Origin of the sequence: Rhizobium gallicum bv. gallicum R602sp, from assembly GCF_000816845.1 — a bacterium.
GTDB classification, from domain to species: Bacteria; Pseudomonadota; Alphaproteobacteria; order Rhizobiales; family Rhizobiaceae; genus Rhizobium; species Rhizobium gallicum.
The window spans coordinates 677,184-696,412 of record NZ_CP006877.1; the positions used below are offsets into that span (position 1 = coordinate 677,184).

Annotated in this window: 15 protein-coding genes; 5 read left to right on the top strand and 10 right to left on the bottom strand. The window is 59.8% G+C overall.

The window, feature by feature from the left end; genetic code table 11:
• Window positions 1-27: 27 nt before the first annotated feature.
• The 5 genes from RGR602_RS03350 to RGR602_RS03370 form a co-directional block, all read right to left on the bottom strand.
• Window positions 28-960 (bottom strand): glycosyltransferase family 2 protein, encoded by a 933-nt coding sequence (locus tag RGR602_RS03350; protein WP_039843934.1) that lies wholly within the window; start codon window positions 958-960, stop codon window positions 28-30.
• A gap of 499 nt (window positions 961-1,459) precedes the next feature.
• Window positions 1,460-3,103, bottom strand: coding sequence for a VOC family protein (locus tag RGR602_RS03355; protein ID WP_203226180.1), 1,644 nt, complete (start codon window positions 3,101-3,103; stop codon window positions 1,460-1,462).
• Window positions 3,100-4,716 carry a response regulator gene (locus RGR602_RS03360; protein WP_039843935.1) on the bottom strand — a complete coding sequence of 539 codons (1,617 nt, stop codon included), beginning with the start codon at window positions 4,714-4,716 and terminating at the stop codon, window positions 3,100-3,102. Before RGR602_RS03360 ends, RGR602_RS03355 begins: the two co-directional genes overlap by 4 nt.
• Window positions 4,717-4,719: 3 nt before the next feature.
• Entirely contained in the window at window positions 4,720-5,145 is a 426-nt protein-coding gene (locus RGR602_RS03365) for a response regulator (RefSeq protein WP_039843936.1), read from the bottom strand.
• Window positions 5,132-7,237: a sensor histidine kinase gene (locus RGR602_RS03370; protein ID WP_052451629.1), complete on the bottom strand. Its 2,106-nt coding sequence runs from the start codon at window positions 7,235-7,237 to the stop codon at window positions 5,132-5,134. The genes RGR602_RS03365 and RGR602_RS03370 overlap by 14 nt, the downstream gene beginning before the upstream one ends.
• A 235-nt stretch (window positions 7,238-7,472) precedes the next feature.
• Here RGR602_RS03370 and RGR602_RS03375 point away from each other — a divergent pair, with 235 nt between their 5' ends.
• From RGR602_RS03375 to RGR602_RS03385, 3 genes are all read left to right on the top strand, one after another.
• A complete protein-coding gene (locus RGR602_RS03375) occupies window positions 7,473-7,853 on the top strand; it encodes a response regulator (protein ID WP_039843938.1) in 381 nt (126 codons plus the stop codon).
• A 461-nt stretch (window positions 7,854-8,314) separates the two neighbouring features.
• A complete protein-coding gene (locus tag RGR602_RS03380; protein ID WP_039843939.1) occupies window positions 8,315-9,010 on the top strand; it encodes a response regulator transcription factor in 696 nt (231 codons plus the stop codon).
• Window positions 9,011-9,024: 14 nt separating this feature from the next.
• Complete coding sequence (locus tag RGR602_RS03385; protein WP_039843940.1) at window positions 9,025-9,462, top strand: response regulator; 438 nt, start codon at window positions 9,025-9,027, stop codon at window positions 9,460-9,462.
• Between the two features lie 6 nt (window positions 9,463-9,468).
• Here the strand turns inward: RGR602_RS03385 and RGR602_RS03390 are convergent, their stop codons facing one another.
• From RGR602_RS03390 to ybaL, 4 genes are all read right to left on the bottom strand, one after another.
• Window positions 9,469-10,173 carry a sensor histidine kinase gene (locus RGR602_RS03390; RefSeq protein WP_039843941.1) on the bottom strand — a complete coding sequence of 235 codons (705 nt, stop codon included), beginning with the start codon at window positions 10,171-10,173 and terminating at the stop codon, window positions 9,469-9,471.
• A 95-nt stretch (window positions 10,174-10,268) separates the two neighbouring features.
• The gene (gene secD / locus RGR602_RS03395; protein ID WP_039843942.1) at window positions 10,269-12,830 is read right to left on the bottom strand and encodes a protein translocase subunit SecD; all 2,562 of its coding nucleotides are present in this window, start codon (window positions 12,828-12,830) and stop codon (window positions 10,269-10,271) included.
• Between the two features lie 87 nt (window positions 12,831-12,917).
• Complete coding sequence (locus tag RGR602_RS03400; RefSeq protein WP_052451481.1) at window positions 12,918-13,337, bottom strand: hypothetical protein; 420 nt, start codon at window positions 13,335-13,337, stop codon at window positions 12,918-12,920.
• 15 nt (window positions 13,338-13,352) lie between these two features.
• Complete coding sequence (ybaL, locus tag RGR602_RS03405; RefSeq protein WP_039843943.1) at window positions 13,353-15,164, bottom strand: YbaL family putative K(+) efflux transporter; 1,812 nt, start codon at window positions 15,162-15,164, stop codon at window positions 13,353-13,355.
• A 34-nt stretch (window positions 15,165-15,198) separates the two neighbouring features.
• Between ybaL and RGR602_RS03410 the strand changes: the two genes are divergently transcribed.
• A complete protein-coding gene (locus tag RGR602_RS03410) occupies window positions 15,199-15,507 on the top strand; it encodes a helix-turn-helix domain-containing protein (RefSeq protein ID WP_039843944.1) in 309 nt (102 codons plus the stop codon).
• On the opposite strand, the gene RGR602_RS03415 is transcribed toward RGR602_RS03410, so the two are convergent.
• Window positions 15,504-16,931: an ArnT family glycosyltransferase gene (locus tag RGR602_RS03415; protein ID WP_039843945.1), complete on the bottom strand. Its 1,428-nt coding sequence runs from the start codon at window positions 16,929-16,931 to the stop codon at window positions 15,504-15,506. The genes RGR602_RS03410 and RGR602_RS03415 overlap by 4 nt on opposite strands.
• A gap of 653 nt (window positions 16,932-17,584) precedes the next feature.
• Here RGR602_RS03415 and RGR602_RS03420 point away from each other — a divergent pair.
• Window positions 17,585-19,213, top strand: a complete 1,629-nt coding sequence (locus RGR602_RS03420) for a globin-coupled sensor protein (protein WP_039843946.1) — start codon at window positions 17,585-17,587, stop codon at window positions 19,211-19,213.
• Window positions 19,214-19,229: the final 16 nt, after the last annotated feature.

The following is a 19,229-nucleotide window of genomic DNA, read 5'->3' on the forward strand; positions in this document are numbered from 1 at the left end:
TCGAATGTGGCACTGCCGTCGTGAGGATCAGCGGCGGATCGCCATTGGCGTCGCGGTGCGTCTGGCGCTCCGCCAATAGGCGAGCATGCCGGTAATATTGTCGCGAAGCTGGCGGCGGTAGGTAAGCCCCATTTCCTCGCTCATTTTCCGGCCGCCGATCAATTCCTTCAACGCCTGGCGGATATCCCAGCGCAGCATGCCGCGCATGTTGGAGCGCCGGTCGAACATGTATTTCGCATAGAGCGCGCCGTTGCCGAAGGCATAGCCCGCGTGCAGGTGGTGGATGTCCTCGATCTTGCGGCGGCCATGGAAATGCTTGACGACGAAATCGGGAAAGTATTCGACGCGGATGCCGGCGTTGGAGGCGCGGTGAATGTAATCCGTATCCTCGCCGGAGCGAAACTGCGAGCCGGCACCGAAGAGCGGATCGAAGAGGCCGATCGTTTCGCAAAGCGCCTTCGGGAAGGCCATGTTGCAGCCGTGGATGAAGCCGCCCGCGTGGAGCTCGCTGGTCAACACGGCGGGCTCGCGTTCGGTCTTGATGGTGACGGGAAGATCGCGCTCATCGCCAAGCTCGACGCGTCCGCCGCGCATGACGATCTCGGTATCATCGGCGAAGACCGCGTCGACGGCCGTGAAGTAATCTGGGAACACTTCGCAATCGTCGTCCGTAAAGGCAAGGATACGGCCGGTGGCGGCGGCAATCCCTGTATTGCGAGCATTGGCAAGGCCGGGTAGCGTTTCGTATATGAGATGGGTGTCGATCGGCGCGGAGGCCGCCCATTTGCTGAAGATATCCGAGGTGTCGTCGCTCGACCCATTGTCCACGAAGACAAGTTCAAGGCGCAAATGGCTTGCCTGCCGCGCGGCGGTTGCGATGGCATCCAGGCAGTTCAATAGGCCATAGGCCCGATTTCTCGAAGAGATGATCAGGCTGATGTCAACAGGCCGAGGAGGCATACGTTTCCCCTTCTGTGATCAATGTCCGGCCGAAGATAGGTCGCACATCGAGGGTCGGCAAGGATTTTTTTTGCAGTGCAGCAAATTAGAACAGATGCTGAAAAAATAGAAGAAATGAGGTAATTTGTTGACGAAGACCTTTTGATTAGCGATGGATAGAAAATACGATGAATAAACATGTAATAATAATTTATCGTTATTGTATTTAATGACTTAGTGAATAGCCATAAGCAAGCTTATCCGTATTTTGTTGTTTATATTATATGAATAGATTGTAATTTTATCTGAGATGGCTTCCAATAATATTTGGGCTTAAAGGGGTAGAATGTTTCCGTTTTCATCGAAGCAAATGCAGAGATCAGCGAATTGAGAGATGCTAACAAGAGTTGAGAAAAAAGCTCTACCGACAAAGTTGCCAGTTGGAAGTACATCTGGACTAAACTCGCTGGAGGAAGTCCATTCGAAGAAATCATCACACTTCGGAAGTCATTCTGGAGTGCTATTGCGGGACGCTAGCTTGGCGGTCTTTCTGCAGAAGCCACTTTTGGATGATCGGCACATCGGCATCGCCGAGGTCATGGCCGCCAAAGATGACGTCCGAATCGACGGTCGCGCCGGAGGTTTTCAGCCGTGTCCGAAGCTCGTTCGCATATCGGCCATAAGCGTCGGTCTTGCCGCTGATGACGAGCAGATCCGTGCCCGTAAGGTCGGCATGCGGATAGTCCGTTAGAACGGGCATGGAGCGGAGCAGCACCGCGCGGTGTATCAGGCTCGGATGCAGGTAGAGCAGCGAGTTCAGCAGATTGGCGCCGTTGGAATAGCCGACATAGACGATTTTTTTTGGGTCGAGGCCGTAGGATTTGACGGCGCTGTCGATAAAGGCGGCGAAGGCTTCCGCCTCGTTCTTGATGTCGTCCTGATCGAAGGAGAACGGTGTTATGCGCTTGTACCAGCGCGGGAAACCCTCTTCCGTCGCGCGGCCGCGCACGCCCAGCAGTGTAGCGCGCGGCGCCACTTTATGCAGCAGCGGCATCAACGTCGTCTCGTTGCCGCCCGATCCGTGAAGCAGCACGAACACGCTGCCATCCGGATCCGGTGGCGTATAGAAACGGTGGACGAAAGGCAGATCGCGATAGTTCACGCGAGGTTCACCGGGCATGGAAAACTGGGGCAGGACGACCTTCAGGTCCTCAAGATTGGTGATCGCATCCTTTGACGGCAGGAAGAGCTTGGAGCCGAGGGTTTCGGCCGGTTCGTCGATGGTCATGCCGGGCTTGTCCGTTGCAAGCTCGGCAAGCGTGCCACCGGGCTCGCGGGCATAGAGAGAGCGGAAATATTTGCGGTCATGCGTGCTGGTTGCCGAGGAATTCGTCTTCTCGAGCGCTGCGTGAACGGTCGACAACTGCGCATCGTCGGTGGCGCGGAAAGCCACGTGATCGACCGTGCCTGTTCCCGGTGCACCGGACCAGAAGCCGCGGGCATTGCGGACATCGATGACGTCGCCCGACTGCGAGACGAGACGATCGATCGCGCCCTTGCTCACCTGGAAGCGATAGCCGAAGTGACTTTCGAGGAAGCTGCGGCTTTCCTCAGGCACTTCCGTCAGCATGGTCGCGCCGCGGATGCGCTGCACGGCGTGCTCCACCGGCACCGGACCGCCATGCCAGGGGGCGGCACTCTTCAGTTCCCTGTTCCCGGTAAGTTTCAGAATGATGTTGTCGGGATCCTTGAGCCGCAGCACCGTCTCGCCGAACTCGTCTCCCGGCCCCTCCATGGGAAGACCGAAACTCATTGCCCGCGTCAGCCAATAGCCGATGCTCGTAGGATCGATGGCAAGCGCGATCTCGCTGATTTGCCCGAAGCCAGCCCGTCCGGGCGAACCATCTTCCCAGGCGAGGAAGGTGACGAGCGAACCGGGCGTGCCGGTTGCGTCGCCATAGAAGAGATGTAGCTGCGTCGCGTCCTCGAATCCGGCCGTCTGCTTGACGAGCCGCAAGCCCAGGAAGCCTGCATAGAAATCGACGTTCGCCTGCACTTTGCGGGTAATCGCAGTGACGTGATGTATTCCAGAAACCATCGATAGCAGTCCGGATTGGATAGGAGTGGCGAGCAATGCCAGAATGAGAGCTGATGCGAAAGTCATACGCGTGCCGTGGAAGATTGCCTTGATTGTTCTACACATAAAACGAACGAATCGCCGCGCGGTTGCAATTCCAGCGTATCAACTTTCTCCAATGCCTCTTCCAGTTGCTGCAGGTTTGGCGGCTTCACCATATAAGCGAGCGCGCCAAGCTCCTTCGCTCTTTGAATATCGCCTTCGTCGCTTGACGTACTGAGAATGCAGACCGGAATCCCGCTGAGCCGCCCATCGGCGGCCAGCGCATTCAGGACCTCGAAACCGTCCATGAGCGGCATGTTGATGTCGAGCAGCATCAGGTCCATCGGCGGCTGATCCGCTATTGCGGCGCGCTGCTCGAGCAGCAGCATCGCTTCACGACCGTTGTTTGCGACATGGAGATTGAAGCTGACTTTCTCGCGGCGCATGAGCTTCAGTTTCAGAAGTTGTATGTCGGCCGGGCTGTCTTCGACAAGCAGCACCTCGGCAAGCCTGCCGGCCCCCTCCGTCGCCTGATCGGAATGCCGGATGCTCTGGGAAGCAGGCACGGCTGCAGGCGCCGCGACGGCTGCCTGTGCAAGGGGTATTTCGAGGACGAAAATCGCACCGCCGTCGCGTGCCTCGCACCAGATCGCACCGCTGTGCAATTGCGCGATGCGGCGGCAGATGGCCAGACCGAGGCCGGTTCCCTCGATGCCGCGGCCGACGAGCCGTTTGAACGGCTGGAAAATCAGCTCGCGATGGGCGGGATCGATGCCCGGGCCGTTGTCGCAGACGGAAAGCCGGCAAACGCCACTATTTGCCGTCGCAGCGATCCTGATTTCCGGTGTGCGGTTTTCGCAATAGCGGATAGAATTCGAAACGAGGTTTTGCAGAAGCTGGATCAGCAGCGTCGCGTCGCCCATCACTTCGGGCAGGTCTGCCCGGCTGATCACCGCGTGACGGCTTTCGATCTGCCGATGGAGATTATCCTCCACCTGATCGAGCACCGAGACGAGCGAGACAGGCTTCAGCTCCAGCTCGCCAGAGGCCTCGAGCTTGGTGAAACCCGAAACCTTGACGATCAGATCCTCCATGTGATCGGCAGCGCTCAGCACATAGTCGAAAAGCTCGCGATCCTCAGGCAGCAGCGATGGCGAACCGTGCAGGATCTTGCTGAACGACTTGATTGTCCTCAGCGGTTCCTTGAGGTCATGCGCCATCGCTCGGGTGAAAATTTCAAGGGATTGGCGTTTCTGCTCCAGTTTGGTCTCCAGTGCGCCGTGCATGATGGCGTTCTGAATGCAGCGGTGCAGCCCTTCTGGTGAAAGCGCATCCTTGGTCAGGTAATCGCGTGCGCCGCTCTTCATCACCTCGACGGCAACCGCCTCGTTGCCCTGGCCTGTCAACATGACGACATTGGCGGAGGCATCGAGATCGAGGATTTGCGCAAGCACTCCGAGGCCGTTGCGGCCGGGCAGAGAGTAGTCGAGCAGGATGCAGTTCGGCCGTTTGCGGGCGATCATCGCGAGACCCTGATCGCCGGTCTCGGCCTCTGCCAGCGTGTAGGTCGTACCCGCTATACGGCCCAGCATGCGACGGTAGAAGTCGCGGTCGTCCATATTGTCGTCGATGATCAGTACCGAGCAGACTTCTGCCAATCGTCACTCCTCCAGGGGCAGTATGGCAATCTCGAACCAATATTCCTTCAGCCTTTGTATGGCTGCAAAAAGGCCGTCCAGATCGACGGGCTTTTGCACATAGGTATTGGCGCCGAGGGCATAGCAGCCCTCGATGTCGCGCTCGTCGTCGGAGGTCGTCAGGATAACGACCGGTATCTTGTGCCAGTGCGTATTGGATTTAATCGCCTCCAGCGTCTTGCGACCGTCGAGCCCCGGCATGTTGAGGTCGAGCAGGATCAGACCCGGCCGCGGACTGATGGTCGCCAGCATATCGAGAGCCTCTTGTCCCGAAGCCGCCCAGTAGATCGGGTTGCGCAGGTTCGTGCGCTTGAAAGCACGCATCGTCGCTTCGAAGTCGTCCTCGCTGTCCTCAACGATGAGGATGGCTTGCGTATCACGCTGCTGCATTCTGCTCCTCGCGCTTCCTGCCCAAAGTGAAATAGAACGTCGTGCCTGCGCCAACTTCCGATTCCAGCCATATCTCGCCGTTGTGGCGGGCGATGATCTTGCGGACGAAGGTCAAGCCGGCGCCCGTTCCGTCATCCGAATCCTGCGATTTTTCCAGGCGTTTGAAAATGCGGAAAATATCCTCATGGAATTCCTTGGGTATGCCTTTGCCGTTATCTTTAACGAAGAAGACGTTGCGCGCCGTCGTGCCGTCCCTGGCGACGAAGCGTTCGAGATAGCCGATACTGACGAGCGGATGAGGCTTGTCGTTGTACTTGATCGCATTGGTAATAAGGTTCCGGAAGACTTCCGTGAGCCGCAGCGCATCACAGACCACTTCCGGCAATTGGCCATCGATGACAACCTTGGCATGGCGCTCCTCCAGAAGCAGCTCCATGGTGGCGATCACATCCTTGATGACAAGATTGATGTCGGTCCGCTTCACTGCAAGCTGCTGCCGACCGATCCGCGAAAAATAGAGCAGGTCGTTGACCAGCTTCTCCATACGCTGGCTGAGCCGCACCAGGCGATTGAGGCGCCGTACGCCATCGTCGTCGAGGAGGCCTTCGTAGTCCTCCAACAGGAAGCGCGAGTGGTTGTGGAGCCCACGCAGCGGCTCCTTCAAATCATGCGATGCAATATAGGCGAACTCGTCGAGGTCGTGATTGCTACGTTCGAGATCGGCGGTATAATCCTCAAGTTGCGCCAGCGTCGTCTTCAGTCGCTCCTCCTGGGTCACGCGCTCGCTGATATCGCGCACAATGCCGACGAAGGCCTTCGTTCCGCCGCTCTTTACCTCACTGACGGAAACATCGAGCGGAAAGGCGACGCCATTCTTGCGCTGCCCGGAAACCTTGCGCGTGGTGCCGATGACGCGCTGCTCGCCAGTTTCGGCGTAGTGGCGCAGATAGCCGTCGTGCTCTGAATGATACGGTTCGGGCATCAACATCTTGACGTTCCTGCCGATCACTTCCTGCGGCGTATAACCGAACATCTGCTCGGCCGCCGGATTGAAACTTAGGATCGTTCCCTTTTCGTCGATTGTGAGCACCGCGTCCGGCGTGCTGCGCACCAAGGCGCTGAAGCGGATGCGTTCGGTCTCGAGGTTCAACCTGTTGCGCACGTAGTAAAATACGAGCAAAGCAATCAGCCAGAGCATGACGAGGGTGATCGCCCGGTTCGTAACCTCCTGCCAGAAACCTACGTTGTCGTGGCTTACAGCGAAGAAGCCGAGCAGGATGAGGATGGTGCACACGAGGGCGAAGAGAAGCGACGCCTTCCGGTTTCTGAACCAGAGAGCGGTCAGCACCAGTGGCACGTAAAGAATGCCGTTTGCCACACCAAGCGGCGTATAGAGGTCTGCGGTAAGCCCCGTGAAGCACACCAGTGCGGGAACCCAGAGCGGTATTCGGCCACGGCTTTCGGGCTGCCGCCACCAGGCACTTGCAAGCAATCCGCCGCCGAAAAGCACCATGCCGATCGCCGTTGGCAAAGCCATCGTTGCATAGGGCCCCCAGCGATAACCTTGTTCCGCATTCGTGATGTAGCTGGTAAGGGCGATCATGCCGAGCGTGATGACCACATAGCTCATCAATTCCTGGACGAGCGGCGCTCGCGCGACCCGCCAATTCTGAGCGGCGATCAGCGACAGATTGCCCATCAGGAAGATCACGGCCGTATTAGGTCCCATGCCGCCGCCGATCTGAGCGGCAAAATCGGGCGATATAAGAACATCGGTCAACAGCCGGTCGATGTGATGAATGGCGCGGCCGAAGATGGTGATCTCGATCAGCCGGGCAAGCGCGATGACAACGACGATCGCCGAAAGTCCAGTTGAAGGCACGGATACCAGCCGCCGGCCTGTAACGGACGTGGCCAGGGCGCTGCCAGACAGAACAAAGCAGAGTGCCGTGTTGAACGCCATCGACGGAAAATCGGGGACGACCGCAATGATGACTTCGAGCTGCAGCAGCCAGCCGGCCAGCGCGGTGAGGCCGAGAAGGGCAAGCAGAGAGCCGATAGCGATGACGGCGGAGCGATAGCGCTTCCGCATTTTCTGCGGATCGTCCTGCAGTCCTGCCGCCGCTGCATTCCACACGTCGTCACACCTCCCCAGTCGCGTGCCAATTTTTTCCGAAAACCCGCAAGACACAATAGGAAAACGCATCGTTGCGCGACTGATTCATCGGCTGGCGGTCTGCCGCTGCTATCGATTGGAAGAAAATGCGGCTAGTGTTGCGAAAACGCACAATCGAAGATCGTTCCGAGACCGCCAGATGCGAGCACCGATGCCAGTCATATTTTATATCGATGACAGCAGGGATGATCTTTTCTACCTCGACTATATCCGCAAGAGGGAGCGGATCTCTGTTGATCTTTTCTGTTTTGCAACGGCGGAGGCGGGGCTTGCCGCCCTGGAGCACCGATCTGCCGAGCGCGCCGCGCTTCCGGACATGCTTATCGCCGACCTCTATATGCCCCTCGATAGCGGCCTTGCGCTCATTGCGCGGCTCCGAGCGGAAGCCCGGTTCAAAACGATGCGGCTTTGTGTCTGTAGCGGATCGGATGCCGAGGAAGATCGGCAGCGCGCTCTGGTTGCGGGTGCTGATTCCTATCTTCAAAAACCCCTCGACTTTGCGGCGATTCTGCGTCCCCAAACGTCGCGCTGAAGGGAAGACGGCGCGACAAAGCCGCAGATCCAGGCTTTGGCGCTGCCAGAAACTGCGATTGACAAGGCCGTTTCAGAATTTCAAAATACACAACCATGGGGAAGAGGAGTGATTGAGCACTGAGAGAGCCGACCGACCCACATTCGCCGCCACGAATTTCAGCCAACCCCTTAGCTGGGTGGATCTATCAGCTCTCTCGCGCTTACTCCGGCACTTCTTCCGCTCTTCATGGATGGTGAACAACGGAATTGCGATACCTAGGTAAGAACTACGACTATCCTGTGTATCACTTGCGGTTGAGAGAATTGATGTCGTTTCCGTTTTCAGGATATTGGGGTCCCCATTCCTTTATCCTCATCAATTGTCTCGAGATTCTTCTAACTTCTCGCATGCACGACGTATATCCCAAGATTTCGGGATGAAGATGACTTCCGGAGGTTCGACATAAGGATTTTGCGGGAATGACCAACGCTGCGGCGGTTCCATTTCACACAGGGCCCGAGCTCAGCCGGGCGATCAATCGCACCGACTTTTTCCGCCTCTTCAAGGCGGCGGCACAGCACTATCACTTCGATAACTTTGCGCTTGCTCGGATATCCGAGGCGAACGCGCCCTTCGGCGAGCGCGAAATCGTCATCACCAATATTGCCGAACGCAGGGTCCCGCTTTTCGTCCGGATGCTCAAGGAGGCGCTGGGCGCGCTGAAAGCAAAGACCGCGCAGTTCCTGACGACGCCGGTCTACGGCAAGAGCGGATCGATCGGGGCCGACCTCGTATTCAACGAATTCAATGGCAATACCTTTCTGCTCATTCCCCTCTTCACGCCGGAGGGGCGGCGCTACTGCCTCGTGCTCAGCGGCATACGGTCTGAGCCCGATCAGGGTGAAATCGCCGACGTTCTGCTCGATGCCATGCGTATTTTCGACAAACTTTACGAGGAAATCTTGACGCAGGAGATGTCAGGGCGCCTGACGCAACGGGAGGCGGAAATCGTCAAATGGACCAGCGAGGGCAAGACTTCAGCCGAGATCGCGATCATTCTCGGATTGTCGGAGCACACCGTCAATTCTCATATCACGGCCGCCGCCAGGAAGCTTGATGCAGTGAACCGCGTTCATATGGTGGCGATTGCCCTCAGGAATGGTTTGGTTTCGTGACCGGGGAAAACAACATGAGCGCCGAAGCGGTTCCGGGAGAGGCCGTCAAGGTCCTGTTCGTGGATGACGAATTCGTCGAGTTCAGGTCGCTGAAGAAGAAGATTGGGAGCCTTTCCGAGCCTGCCGTCGACGTCGAATATTCGCAGTCCATCAGCGACGCGCTGGAGAAGGTCAAGGGCGGCCGGTTCGATCTCATTCTGCTCGACAACCGACTGCTGCCGAATGCCGATTTCCGCGAGACGGTGCCCGAGCTTCGCGGCATCGGCTACACAGGACCAATCGGCGTTGTTTCAACGGACATTTCGGATGGCTATTTCCAAGAGTTTCCGGACTATGGCGTCGATTTTCGTATCGGCAAGGATGAGATCGACGCGCGGACGCTGCAATATATCATCCGCGAATTCGTGAAGTACGACCTGCCCGACTTCTGGAAGGACGACTACACGATTTGATAGAGTTCAGGCGGGCAGCCGGATAGTGAAGCGGCTCCCCGTGTGGTCCGAACGGCTGAGCATCAGTTCGCCGCCAAGCGCGCTTAAGAGTTCGCGCGAAGCCGTCAGTCCCAGGCCGGGACCGGTCACGGCGTCTGGCTGGGGCAGTTTCCAGAAAGGTTCGAATATCCGCTCCTGATGGATCGGCTCGATGCCTCGCCCATTGTCGGAAATATGGATCAGCCAATCGCTGCCGCTCCTTTCTGCCGCCAGGTCGACACGGGGATCCGCCACACCCCGGTAAAGCAGCGCATTGCCGAGAACGTTCTTCAGCACGGTCGAGAGAAGGGCCGCATCACTGTTGAGGGTTGGAAGCGTGCCATGGCCGATACTCGCGTCATGGGCACCCATCTCGGTCTTCAATTCCGTCCAGAGACCGTCGACGAGCGGGCCGAGTTCCACCGGAGCTGGCGAAACCTGCGGCGTGCCGGCAGCAAAGCTCATCAGCGCCTTGGTGAGGCGTTGCGCAGTCTGGGCTTTCTGAAGGATTGCCGTGAGGCTTTCGAGCTGTTCGCTATCGAGCTTCTCGCCGAGCTCGTCCAAAAGGATTTCCGCATACATCGCGATGTGCCGGAGCGGCGATTGAAGGTCGTGTGAAGCCGTCGCCAGAAAACGCCTTATGCGCTCCTCGCTGGTGCTCGAAACAGCCGTTGGCGTTGGACCGGATGACATTGAGACGCAACCTCCCGCTTCTTTGAAGTGAAAATAGAAAGAGGGCGCCGGTTCGGCAACCGGCGCCCTCCTGGAATGTCTGTGTCGAAGATTTATTAGCCGATCGACTTGCGCGGCTCGGTGGCTTCCGGCGGAATGATTTCCGGCTCGGCGCCAGCGGATGCCGCCACTGCCTTGGCGTGGCGGCGGCGCCAGTCGCCGAGGAAGAGCAGGATTGGCGCTGCGATGAAGACCGACGAGAGCGCGGCGACGGCAATGCCGAACACCATCGGGATCGCAAAGCTCTCGACCGCGCTGCCACCCCAGATCGCCATCGGAAGCATGGCGAGGAAGGCGGTGGCGGAGGTATAGAGGCTTCGGCCGAGCGTTTCGTTGATCGACTTGTCGATGAGTTCGCGTAGCGGCATCGACTTGTAGAGGCGCATGTTTTCACGCATGCGGTCGTAGACCACGACCTTGTCGTTCACCGAATAACCGACCAGCGTCAGAAGGGCCGCGATGGCCGTCAGGTTGAAGTCAAGCCCGGTAAGGGCGAAGAAGCCGATGGTCTTCGTCACATCGAGGATGAGGGTCGCGATGGCGCCGACCGCAAATGGCCATTCGAAGCGCGCCCAGATATAGACGAGCATCGCCAGGCTTGCGAGAACGACCGAGAGAATACCGGCGACCGCGAGCTCTCCGCTGACCTTCGGGCCAACGACTTCCGTCCGTTCGATCGTTGCCGACGGATCGACTTTGACAATCTCTGCCTTCAGCTGATTGACGGCGGCCGTCTGCGCTTCTTCGCCTCCCGGCTGGCGCTCGGCCCGGACAAGCACGTGGTTGCTGTCGCCGAAGGACTGCAGCGCCACTTCGCCAAGGCCCAGTGCATCGAGGCCTTCGCGGAAGGAGGCGAGATCGGCTGGCTGTGCCGTCTTCACTTCCAACTGGATGCCGCCGCGGAAGTCGACGCCGTAGTTGAGGCCCGGCGTGACGAACAGCACGACGGAAATGATGGAAAGTGCGGCGGAAAGCGCAAGGCCGAAGAAGCGCGCTTTCATGAAGTGGATTTGCGTACCGTCCGGAACGAGGCTGATCGGAAGCAGCGGCTTGATGTTGATGACCTTCATCTTCGTGCGGCGCACGATTGCCATCATCGCGACACGGACGATGGAAACGGCGGTGAACATGGAGATCATGATGCCGAGGCCCATGGTGACGGCGAAGCCGCGAACCGGGCCGGAGCCGAACCAGAACAGCAACACCGTCGCGATCAGCGCCGTCATGTTACTGTCGACGATGGTCGAGTAGGCGCGGCTGAAGCCGGCGTCGATCGCGGCGAACGCGCCGCGGCCCTTGCGGGTTTCTTCACGGATACGCTCGTTGATGAGAACGTTCGCATCCACCGCCAGACCGATGCCGAGGACGACACCGGCAATGCCGGGCAAGGTCAGCGTCGAGCCGATCAGCGTCAGGCCGGCGAAGGTCAGGATCACGTTCAGGAACAGTGCGACGTTTGCGAGCAGACCCCAGCCGCCATAGAGGAAGAACATGAAGCCGACGACCAGTGCGAAGCCGATGAGGCCGGAGGTCAGGCCCTTCTTGATGGCGTCACCGCCGAGATCGGCGCCGACGGTGCGTTCCTCGATGACGGTGAGCTTGGCGGGAAGGGCGCCGGCACGCAGCATTGCCGCAAGCGTGGTGGCGCTTTCAGCCGTGAAGCTGCCGGAGATCTGGCCGGAGCCGCCGGTGATCGGTTCGCGAATGACGGGCGCGCTCAGCACCTTGCCGTCGAGGACGATGGCGAATGGATTGCCGACATTCTGGCGGGTAATATCCGCAAAGCGGGTTGCGCCGGCGCTATCGAAACGGAAGCTGACGATCGGTTCGCGGGTGTTCTGGTCGAAGCCGACGCGGGCGTCCGAAAGGCGGTCGCCGGAGATTTCGACGCGGTCTTCCACCGGATAGGTGTTGCCCTCCTCGTCTTTCATCATGGTCACGCCCGGTGCCGGGGCGTTGTTCGGGGCAAGCATGTGGAACGTCATCTTGGCCGTGGAGCCGAGCAGCTGGCGCAGGCGGGTCGGATCCTGCGTGCCGGGAAGCTGAACGAGGATACGGTTTGCGCCAACGCGCTGGATCGTCGGTTCGGCAACGCCGACCTGGTCGACGCGCTGGCGGATGACCTCGAGGCTCTGCTCGACGGCCGAGTTCACGTTCTGTGTGATACCGGCTTTGGAAAAGGTCATCGTGACGTTGTTCGCGCCGCTGGCAGCGATATCGAGGTCGGACTGACCGGCGGTAAGGCCGACGCCCACGGGGTTCGCCAGCGTCTGCAGATCAGTGATGGCGGCATCGCGCTGCGTCGGGTCCGTCAGCGTCACGACGATCTGGTTCTGGTTGCGGGCGACCGAGCTGGTCGCAACACCCTTTTCGCGCAGCACGCGGCGGGTATCCTGCAGGAGCGATTGCAGGCGTTCCTTCGTCAGTTCCGATTCATCGACTTCGAGAACCAGGTGGGAGCCGCCGCGGAGGTCGAGGCCAAGGGAGACCTGATCGTGAGGCAGCCAGGAAGGTACGCGGTCGAGGACGTTTTGCGGCAGGACGTTCGGCAACGCCGTGAAAATGCCGAAGAGGATGATCACCGTGTAGGTGAGCACCAGCCATGGTGAGGTGCGCATGTCGTTGTATTCCTTGAATATGCGTATACCGGCGCGGTGCGCTGGCGGTGTGTCATGTGATTTTGCAAAGGCGCGATGGTCGCGATATCAAGCGGCGGGCGGGGCTCGCGGCTGATTGCCCGGCAGAGCGGCCGGACGAAGAGCAGTATCGATCGGCGGCAGAGCCGCAGGCGGGCTCCACATTGCGAATTCGAGATGCGGCGGTACCGGCAGCGGGACCGGACCCAAATCGTGAAGCGTTTGTTTCGGCGCAACTTTACGATCGGTGGCGAGAATGCCGCGAACCGCCTCGCGCGCCGTCAGCTGGAGCGGCTGCGTTTCCTTGCCGGGCAAGATCAGCGCGTTATTGTCTGAGGCAGCGGGACCGAGAACGAGATTGCCGCCGATGAGAAGGCCGATATAGGCGGCAATCGCAAGGACGAGCGAAACCGCGATGCGGGCGCTCAACCGGCGTGCATTGAATCCTTCCGCATCATTCTTTGCGATGTCGCTCTCAAATCGGCTCAAAAGCGTAAAAACCCGTCATTCACTCTCGGACGGCGCTGCGGCCGCGCCCGGAATTGTATCAGTCTCATGCCCATCTTCATAGGCCGGACTGTCATGATGCACTTGGGCGAGCCGGTCAACCATTCCCATGGCGATTTCTCGCTCGCCCATGATGACGGTATCGGCGCCGTACTGTTTCAACTCGTCGACTTCAGCGTCCGAATGGGCGCGGGCGACGATCAGGATCGACGGGTTCACGCTGCGGCCGTATTCGGCAACGCGGCACGCTTCGAAGGCATTCGGGATGGCAATCACCAAGCTGCGCGCGCCGAAAAGATTGGCGAGATCGAGCACTTCGCGGGCGCTGGCATTGCCGAGAACCGTCTCAACGCCCTGCCCAGAAAGCTCGTCGATCCGCTTTTCGGAATCCTCGATGACCAAGAAAGGCGTGCCCGAAGACTTAAGGTTCTGACCGACGATGCTGCCGACGCGGCCGTAGCCGACGAGGATGGCGTGGCCGGAAAGCGAAGTCGGCTGGGTTTCGTCTTCGAGTTCGGTGGCCTCGATGGTTTCCTCGGCGGCAGCGGTTGTATCGACTAAAGCCTCCTTCCCCCTCGGACGGTGGAAAAGCGGGCGCATGCGGTCGCAGGCGAAGAAGAGCAGCGGGTTGAGGATGATCGAAATGAGTGCGCCTGCGAGGATGAGATCGCGGCCTTCTTCCGGCAGCAAGCCGAGATCGACGCCGAGGGCGGCAAGGATGAAGGAGAATTCGCCGATCTGTCCCAGGCTCGCGGAGATCGTCAGTGCCGTACCGGCCGGCTTTCGAAAGACCAGCACGATGAGAAAGGCGGCGACGGACTTACCGATGACGATGATGAAGACGGTTGCCAGGATCGGCAGCGGTCTTTCGATCAGGATGTTCGGATCGAAGAGCATGCCGACGGAGACGAAGAAGAGCACAGCGAACGCGTCGCGAAGCGGCAGGCTTTCCTGGGCGGCGCGGTGGCTGAGTTCGCTTTCTGCAAGAACCATACCCGCAAAGAAGGCGCCAAGTGCAAGCGACACGCCGAAGAGCTTCGCGGCGCCGAAAGCGACGCCGAGCGCGATGGCGAGCACGCCGAGGCGGAAGAGTTCACGCGAGCCGGTATGGGCGATCCTGTGCATCGTCCAGGGAATGAGCTTGCGGCCGAAGACAAGCATGAGGGCGACGAAGAGCGCCACCTTCACCAGCGTCATGCCGATGATGCCGGAAATGCCGAGATCGAGCCCGAACAGGCGGTTGAAGCCGGCCGAAAGCGGCTCGACCGGCGCATGTTCACCACCGCCGATGCTGGCTGCTGCGGGTATCAGCACGAGCGCGAGGACCATGGCTAAGTCCTCCACGATCAGCCAGCCGACGGCGATCTTGCCGCGTTCCGTTTCCACGAGGCGGCGTTCCTGCAGCGCCTTTAGGAGAACGACGGTCGAGGCGACGGAGAGCGCAAGACCAAAGACGAGACTGCCGCCGGTCGACCAGCCCATCAGCGCGCCGAGACCCCAGCCGAGCAGGGTCGCGAAGGCGATCTGGGCGATGGCTCCCGGCACGGCTATGCCGCGAACCGAAAGCAGGTCCTTGAGCGAGAAGTGCAGGCCGACGCCGAACATCAATAGGATGACGCCGATTTCGGCGAGTTCGGGCGCGAGATCCTGGTCCGCCACATAGCCCGGGGTGTGCGGGCCAACGAGAATGCCGGCAACGAGATAGCCGACAAGCGGCGGCAATCTCAGGCGGTTGGCGATGGCGCCAAGGATAAATGCCAGCACGAGTCCCCCGACGATCGTCGAAATCAAAGGCGTGTCGTGCGGCATCGCTCTCTCCCGGTCTGGAGTTCCTGCTCAAAAAGTGACATATATGGTTTATATTGACCAATATGGGTGGATTGAGATCATGGGTCAAGGCGCAAAGGAGACGATTCTCACGCCTGCGTTATGCCGGGCGGCACGCGGTTTGCTCGATTGGACGCAGGCCGAACTCGCCGGCCGGGCATCGGTTTCGCGCAGTACAATACGCGACTACGAGGGGCAGAACCATGAAATCCACCGCGCCACCGAGGCGCAGCTGCGCCTGGCCTTCGAGGACGGCGGTGTGCGCTTCGTTGAAATCGAAGGAGCGGGGACAGGGCTTTGCCTGCCTGCCGCGACTAGTCTTTAGCTCGGCGGTCCAAGGCAGCTGGCAGGCGCTTTGTATGCATTGATCGTCCTACCACGGTAGTAGCCGTCGGCCGGCTGCCAGCTTTTGACCAGTTCCGGTGCCGAGGCTGCGCAGGTCAGTTCGTTGCGGGTGACGAAGAGAACCTGATCCTGCACATCCGCCGGCAATGCGAAGTTCTGCTCGTAGTAATTGTCCGGGAAGCCGGCGGGCGGACGCGAATAGATCCTGAGCGGTTCGTTCCTGAGCGTATGGAACATGTCGGCGACGAAATCGCGATTGTCGGTGACGACGATGCCAAGTCCGGCCCGCTTGGCTAGCACACCGGCTTCGCGGCTGATTTCGCTGCGGCCGAGATAGCGCTTCATCACTTCATTGCCGCCCGGCAGTATCAATTGATGCGCAAAGATCGTCGCAAGCGGAAAAAGGAAACTCGCAACGCCGCCGACGATAAGTGAAATGCGCAGGCCCTTCGGCCATAGCTGCGTGAGCACCCAGACGGCGAGGATCGTACCTGCGACATAGGCTGACACGCCCCAATTCGCCTCGGCTTTGGCGACGAAGGCCTGCAGGGTGATCAGCAGGACGACGGGCATGGAGAGCCAGATGAGGAGCTTTTCTTTCTCGCCGCTCTTGCCTTTGAGCATGCGCCAAGTCCCCCAGAGCATCGCGAAGAAGACAATCGGCCCGACGACCCCGAACTGTGCGGCGAAGAATTCAAGCGCCCCGCCAAAGTTCAGCTGCATCTGGTCCCACTTCGCGATGTCTTCGGTGTGGCGCACTGTGGTCGCGTCATGGGTGACGTTCCACCACAGGTTTGGTGAAGCGACGGCGAGGGCGGCGGCGACCGAAATGAAGAAGTCGCGCCAGGCAATCCGCCCAGCCGGAACCAGAAGCAGCGCGATCAGCCCGCCGGGAACGATAAAAAGGATCGCGTATTTCGACAGGAAGGCGCAACCGAAGGCGACACCCATGACGAGAGCAAGTGCGCCCGAGCGCTTCTCGGTCAGTCTGAAATAGGCCCACAGGCCGATCGTCATGAAGAACAGGAGAACGACATCGGTGGAGAAGAAGACGGAGGAGAGCGCGACGGCCGGCATCGTGATGTAGATGACACCGGTCCAGCCTTCAATTTCGGGACCAGCAACGCGCTTTGCGAACTGCATCAGCAGCAATGCCGTGGCCATATGCACGAGAGGCCCGCAGAGCCGCACCCAGAAGATGTCGGTTGAGCCGGCAATTTCCGTCATCGCCCGGATGAACCAGGCGATCATCGGTGGCTTCGAATAATAGCCGAAGTCGAGATTCTGCGACCAGAACCAGTATTGCGCCTCGTCGACGAAGAAATCCGTCGTGTCGAAATGCAGCGTCACAATACGCCACATGGTGACGGCGAGAATGATGAAAAAGCCGGTTCTGGCAGTCATGAACAACGTCCGCTGAGCTTGAGGCGCCTGCGATACATCAGAGGAAGAGGGCTGCCAACGGGGTGGCGCAAGAAAGCCGCACTATGGCGCAGGCGGCAACTGCATTCAGAGCACGCGGAGGGTGAGGCTGCCGCGATTGGCCTCGATCCGGTCGAGCAGGGCGATGGCGGCCAGCGTAGCGATCGCGATGAGGCAGGAGCCCAGTCCAAGAACAATCATTGCTCTATCCTTAACGACATCATGTCATGTCTGAGGTGCCGGATATAGCATGGAGCTTGCGCGGGACTTGTAGCGCGCCTGCAACTGCGCCGGACTATTTCGTTGAACGTGCTCGAAAGGCTTGGAAAGGGCGGTTTGTTAAAACGCCTATTAACCTTCAAGCAAGGAATTAACCATAAACATTGCGAGACACGTCGGAATGGGAAGAAGTTTGCTCGTTCCCACCAGGCATGAAGCCGTCCCGCCGTACCGGCTCGATCCGGTATCCATCTCTTTTCCGAAACAGATTTGCTGATCGGGATACTTCCGCCGTCCGGTTTGCGCCGGTGGCGACAAAGGTCGTTTCCCTGCATTGCGCTCGTCGGATGGAGCACAACGGTTTTTCACCGGACCCGTGTCCGGAATGTGGTTGGGGACAGGCATTGGGGCAGGACATGCCATCAGATCAGGCCAAGGGCGCGCAGGCAGGCAGCCTTCGCGATCGCCTGCGCTTTGCCGGTCTCGATGCCGCGCAATGCGAGGCGGTGCGCCGTCACCGGCCGATGCTCGAAGCCCGGCTGAAGAGCGGACTTCGCGACCTGTTCCAGCGCTTCCAATCTTTCCCGGACGCGGCCTGCAATTTCCAGAACGAGCGCCAGCTCGATCGCTTGCACGATCTTCAGTCCACCCACTGGGACGTGTTGACCGATGCGCGCTTCGACAGCCTCTATGCAGAGCGCGTCAAGGTTCTTTCCGATAGCGAAAGTAAGATGGGGCTCGATCCGCGCTGGCACGTGGCCGGCCATGGCGTCATGCTGGAGCATATCATTTCCGGTCTTGCGGGCGAGCTGGCTCGCAAGCCGCTGCTGCCGGGGGCCAAGCGCCGCGCGAAAGAAATCTCCGAGATGATGACGGCCATCATCCGCCTCGTCATGGTTGATGTCGAAATCGCCGTTTCGCTGCGCTTCAATTCACTGCGTGCCTCCCAACAGCGCGCGCTTGCCGAGCAGCGTGAAAACGACAAGGCGGAGATCGCCCGGATTTTCGGTGACGTGGTCGACGCCCTGGCAGCCCGCGACCTGACCGTGCGCGCAGCCACCGATGGCGATGCCTACGCCGATATCGCCGTTGCGCTCAATGCGGCACTCGACGGCGTTCAGGCTGAATTTGCGGCAATCAGCGAGCGCACGGCAAAAGCCGAACTCTCCACGCGTTCGCTCGCGGCTGCCTCGCAGGGCTTTTCGGGCAATGCAGCCGGTCACTCGCAGCAACTCATGACATCGGCAGCAGCGCTTGAAGCAATCGCTGGAAGCGTCCGCAACGGCGCAGCGGAAAGCCGCGCTGCGGAAAAGGCCACGGCCTCCACCCGCGCGGCGGCAGAAGAGAGTGGCCAGGTCGTCGGCCACGCCATCAGTGCGATGGCGGATATCGAGCAGTCCGCCGAAAAGATCGGCCAGATCATCGGCGCAATCGACGAGATCGCCTTCCAGACGAACCTGCTGGCGCTGAACGCGGGTATCGAAGCCGCCCGTGCCGGCGAATCCGGCCGCGGCTTTGCGGTCGTGGCTCAGGAGGTGCGGGCGCTTGCCCAGCGTTCTGCCGAAGCCGCTCGCGAAATCAAGTCGCTTGTCACGACGACCAAGGCGCAGGTCGATGCCGGCGTTCAGATGGTCGGTCGCACGCAGGATTCGATCGGCAACATCGTGCGGCAGGTAACCGGCATCAATGCGGCAATCGCGACGATTGCAAGCCAGACGGGCGAGCACGCGGCAAGCCTCGACACAGTGACAGCTGACGTCAAGGCGCTTGGCGAGCAGGTTGCCGACAGTGCGGCCTGCGCCAATCGCGCAGCCGAAGGCGCCGATGATCTGCACACGGTGATCCTCGAATTGGGGCAGACGATTCGCGCGTTCCGCATCGCCCGCGAAAACGCCCGTGTCGAGGCCGCGCCGCTCAGCGCTTCCCGCCAACGCAGTATCGAGATCGCGGCCCGTCCCGCCACGCTGGACGAGCAATACGACAACGAGGATTTCGGGTTTTCCCGTCCGGCTGTGAGTTTCGGAGGCGGCCGGAATGTTTACTAGCCTGCGAGAATATGAC

Excerpts from the sequence above, each read along its gene's own strand:
- RGR602_RS03350 (WP_039843934.1), bottom strand. The coding sequence starts at position 960 with ATGCCTCCTCGGCCTGTTGACATCAGCCTGATCATCTCTTCGAGAAAT.
- RGR602_RS03355 (WP_203226180.1), bottom strand. The coding sequence starts at position 3,103 with ATGACTTTCGCATCAGCTCTCATTCTGGCATTGCTCGCCACTCCTATC.
- RGR602_RS03365 (WP_039843936.1), bottom strand. The coding sequence starts at position 5,145 with ATGCAGCAGCGTGATACGCAAGCCATCCTCATCGTTGAGGACAGCGAG.
- RGR602_RS03370 (WP_052451629.1), bottom strand. The coding sequence starts at position 7,237 with ATGCGGAAGCGCTATCGCTCCGCCGTCATCGCTATCGGCTCTCTGCTT.
- RGR602_RS03375 (WP_039843938.1), top strand. The coding sequence starts at position 7,473 with ATGCCAGTCATATTTTATATCGATGACAGCAGGGATGATCTTTTCTAC.
- RGR602_RS03380 (WP_039843939.1), top strand. The coding sequence starts at position 8,315 with ATGACCAACGCTGCGGCGGTTCCATTTCACACAGGGCCCGAGCTCAGC.
- RGR602_RS03385 (WP_039843940.1), top strand. The coding sequence starts at position 9,025 with ATGAGCGCCGAAGCGGTTCCGGGAGAGGCCGTCAAGGTCCTGTTCGTG.
- RGR602_RS03390 (WP_039843941.1), bottom strand. The coding sequence starts at position 10,173 with ATGTCATCCGGTCCAACGCCAACGGCTGTTTCGAGCACCAGCGAGGAG.
- secD (WP_039843942.1), bottom strand. The coding sequence starts at position 12,830 with ATGCGCACCTCACCATGGCTGGTGCTCACCTACACGGTGATCATCCTC.
- ybaL (WP_039843943.1), bottom strand. The coding sequence starts at position 15,164 with ATGCCGCACGACACGCCTTTGATTTCGACGATCGTCGGGGGACTCGTG.
- RGR602_RS03415 (WP_039843945.1), bottom strand. The coding sequence starts at position 16,931 with ATGACTGCCAGAACCGGCTTTTTCATCATTCTCGCCGTCACCATGTGG.
- RGR602_RS03420 (WP_039843946.1), top strand. The coding sequence starts at position 17,585 with ATGCCATCAGATCAGGCCAAGGGCGCGCAGGCAGGCAGCCTTCGCGAT.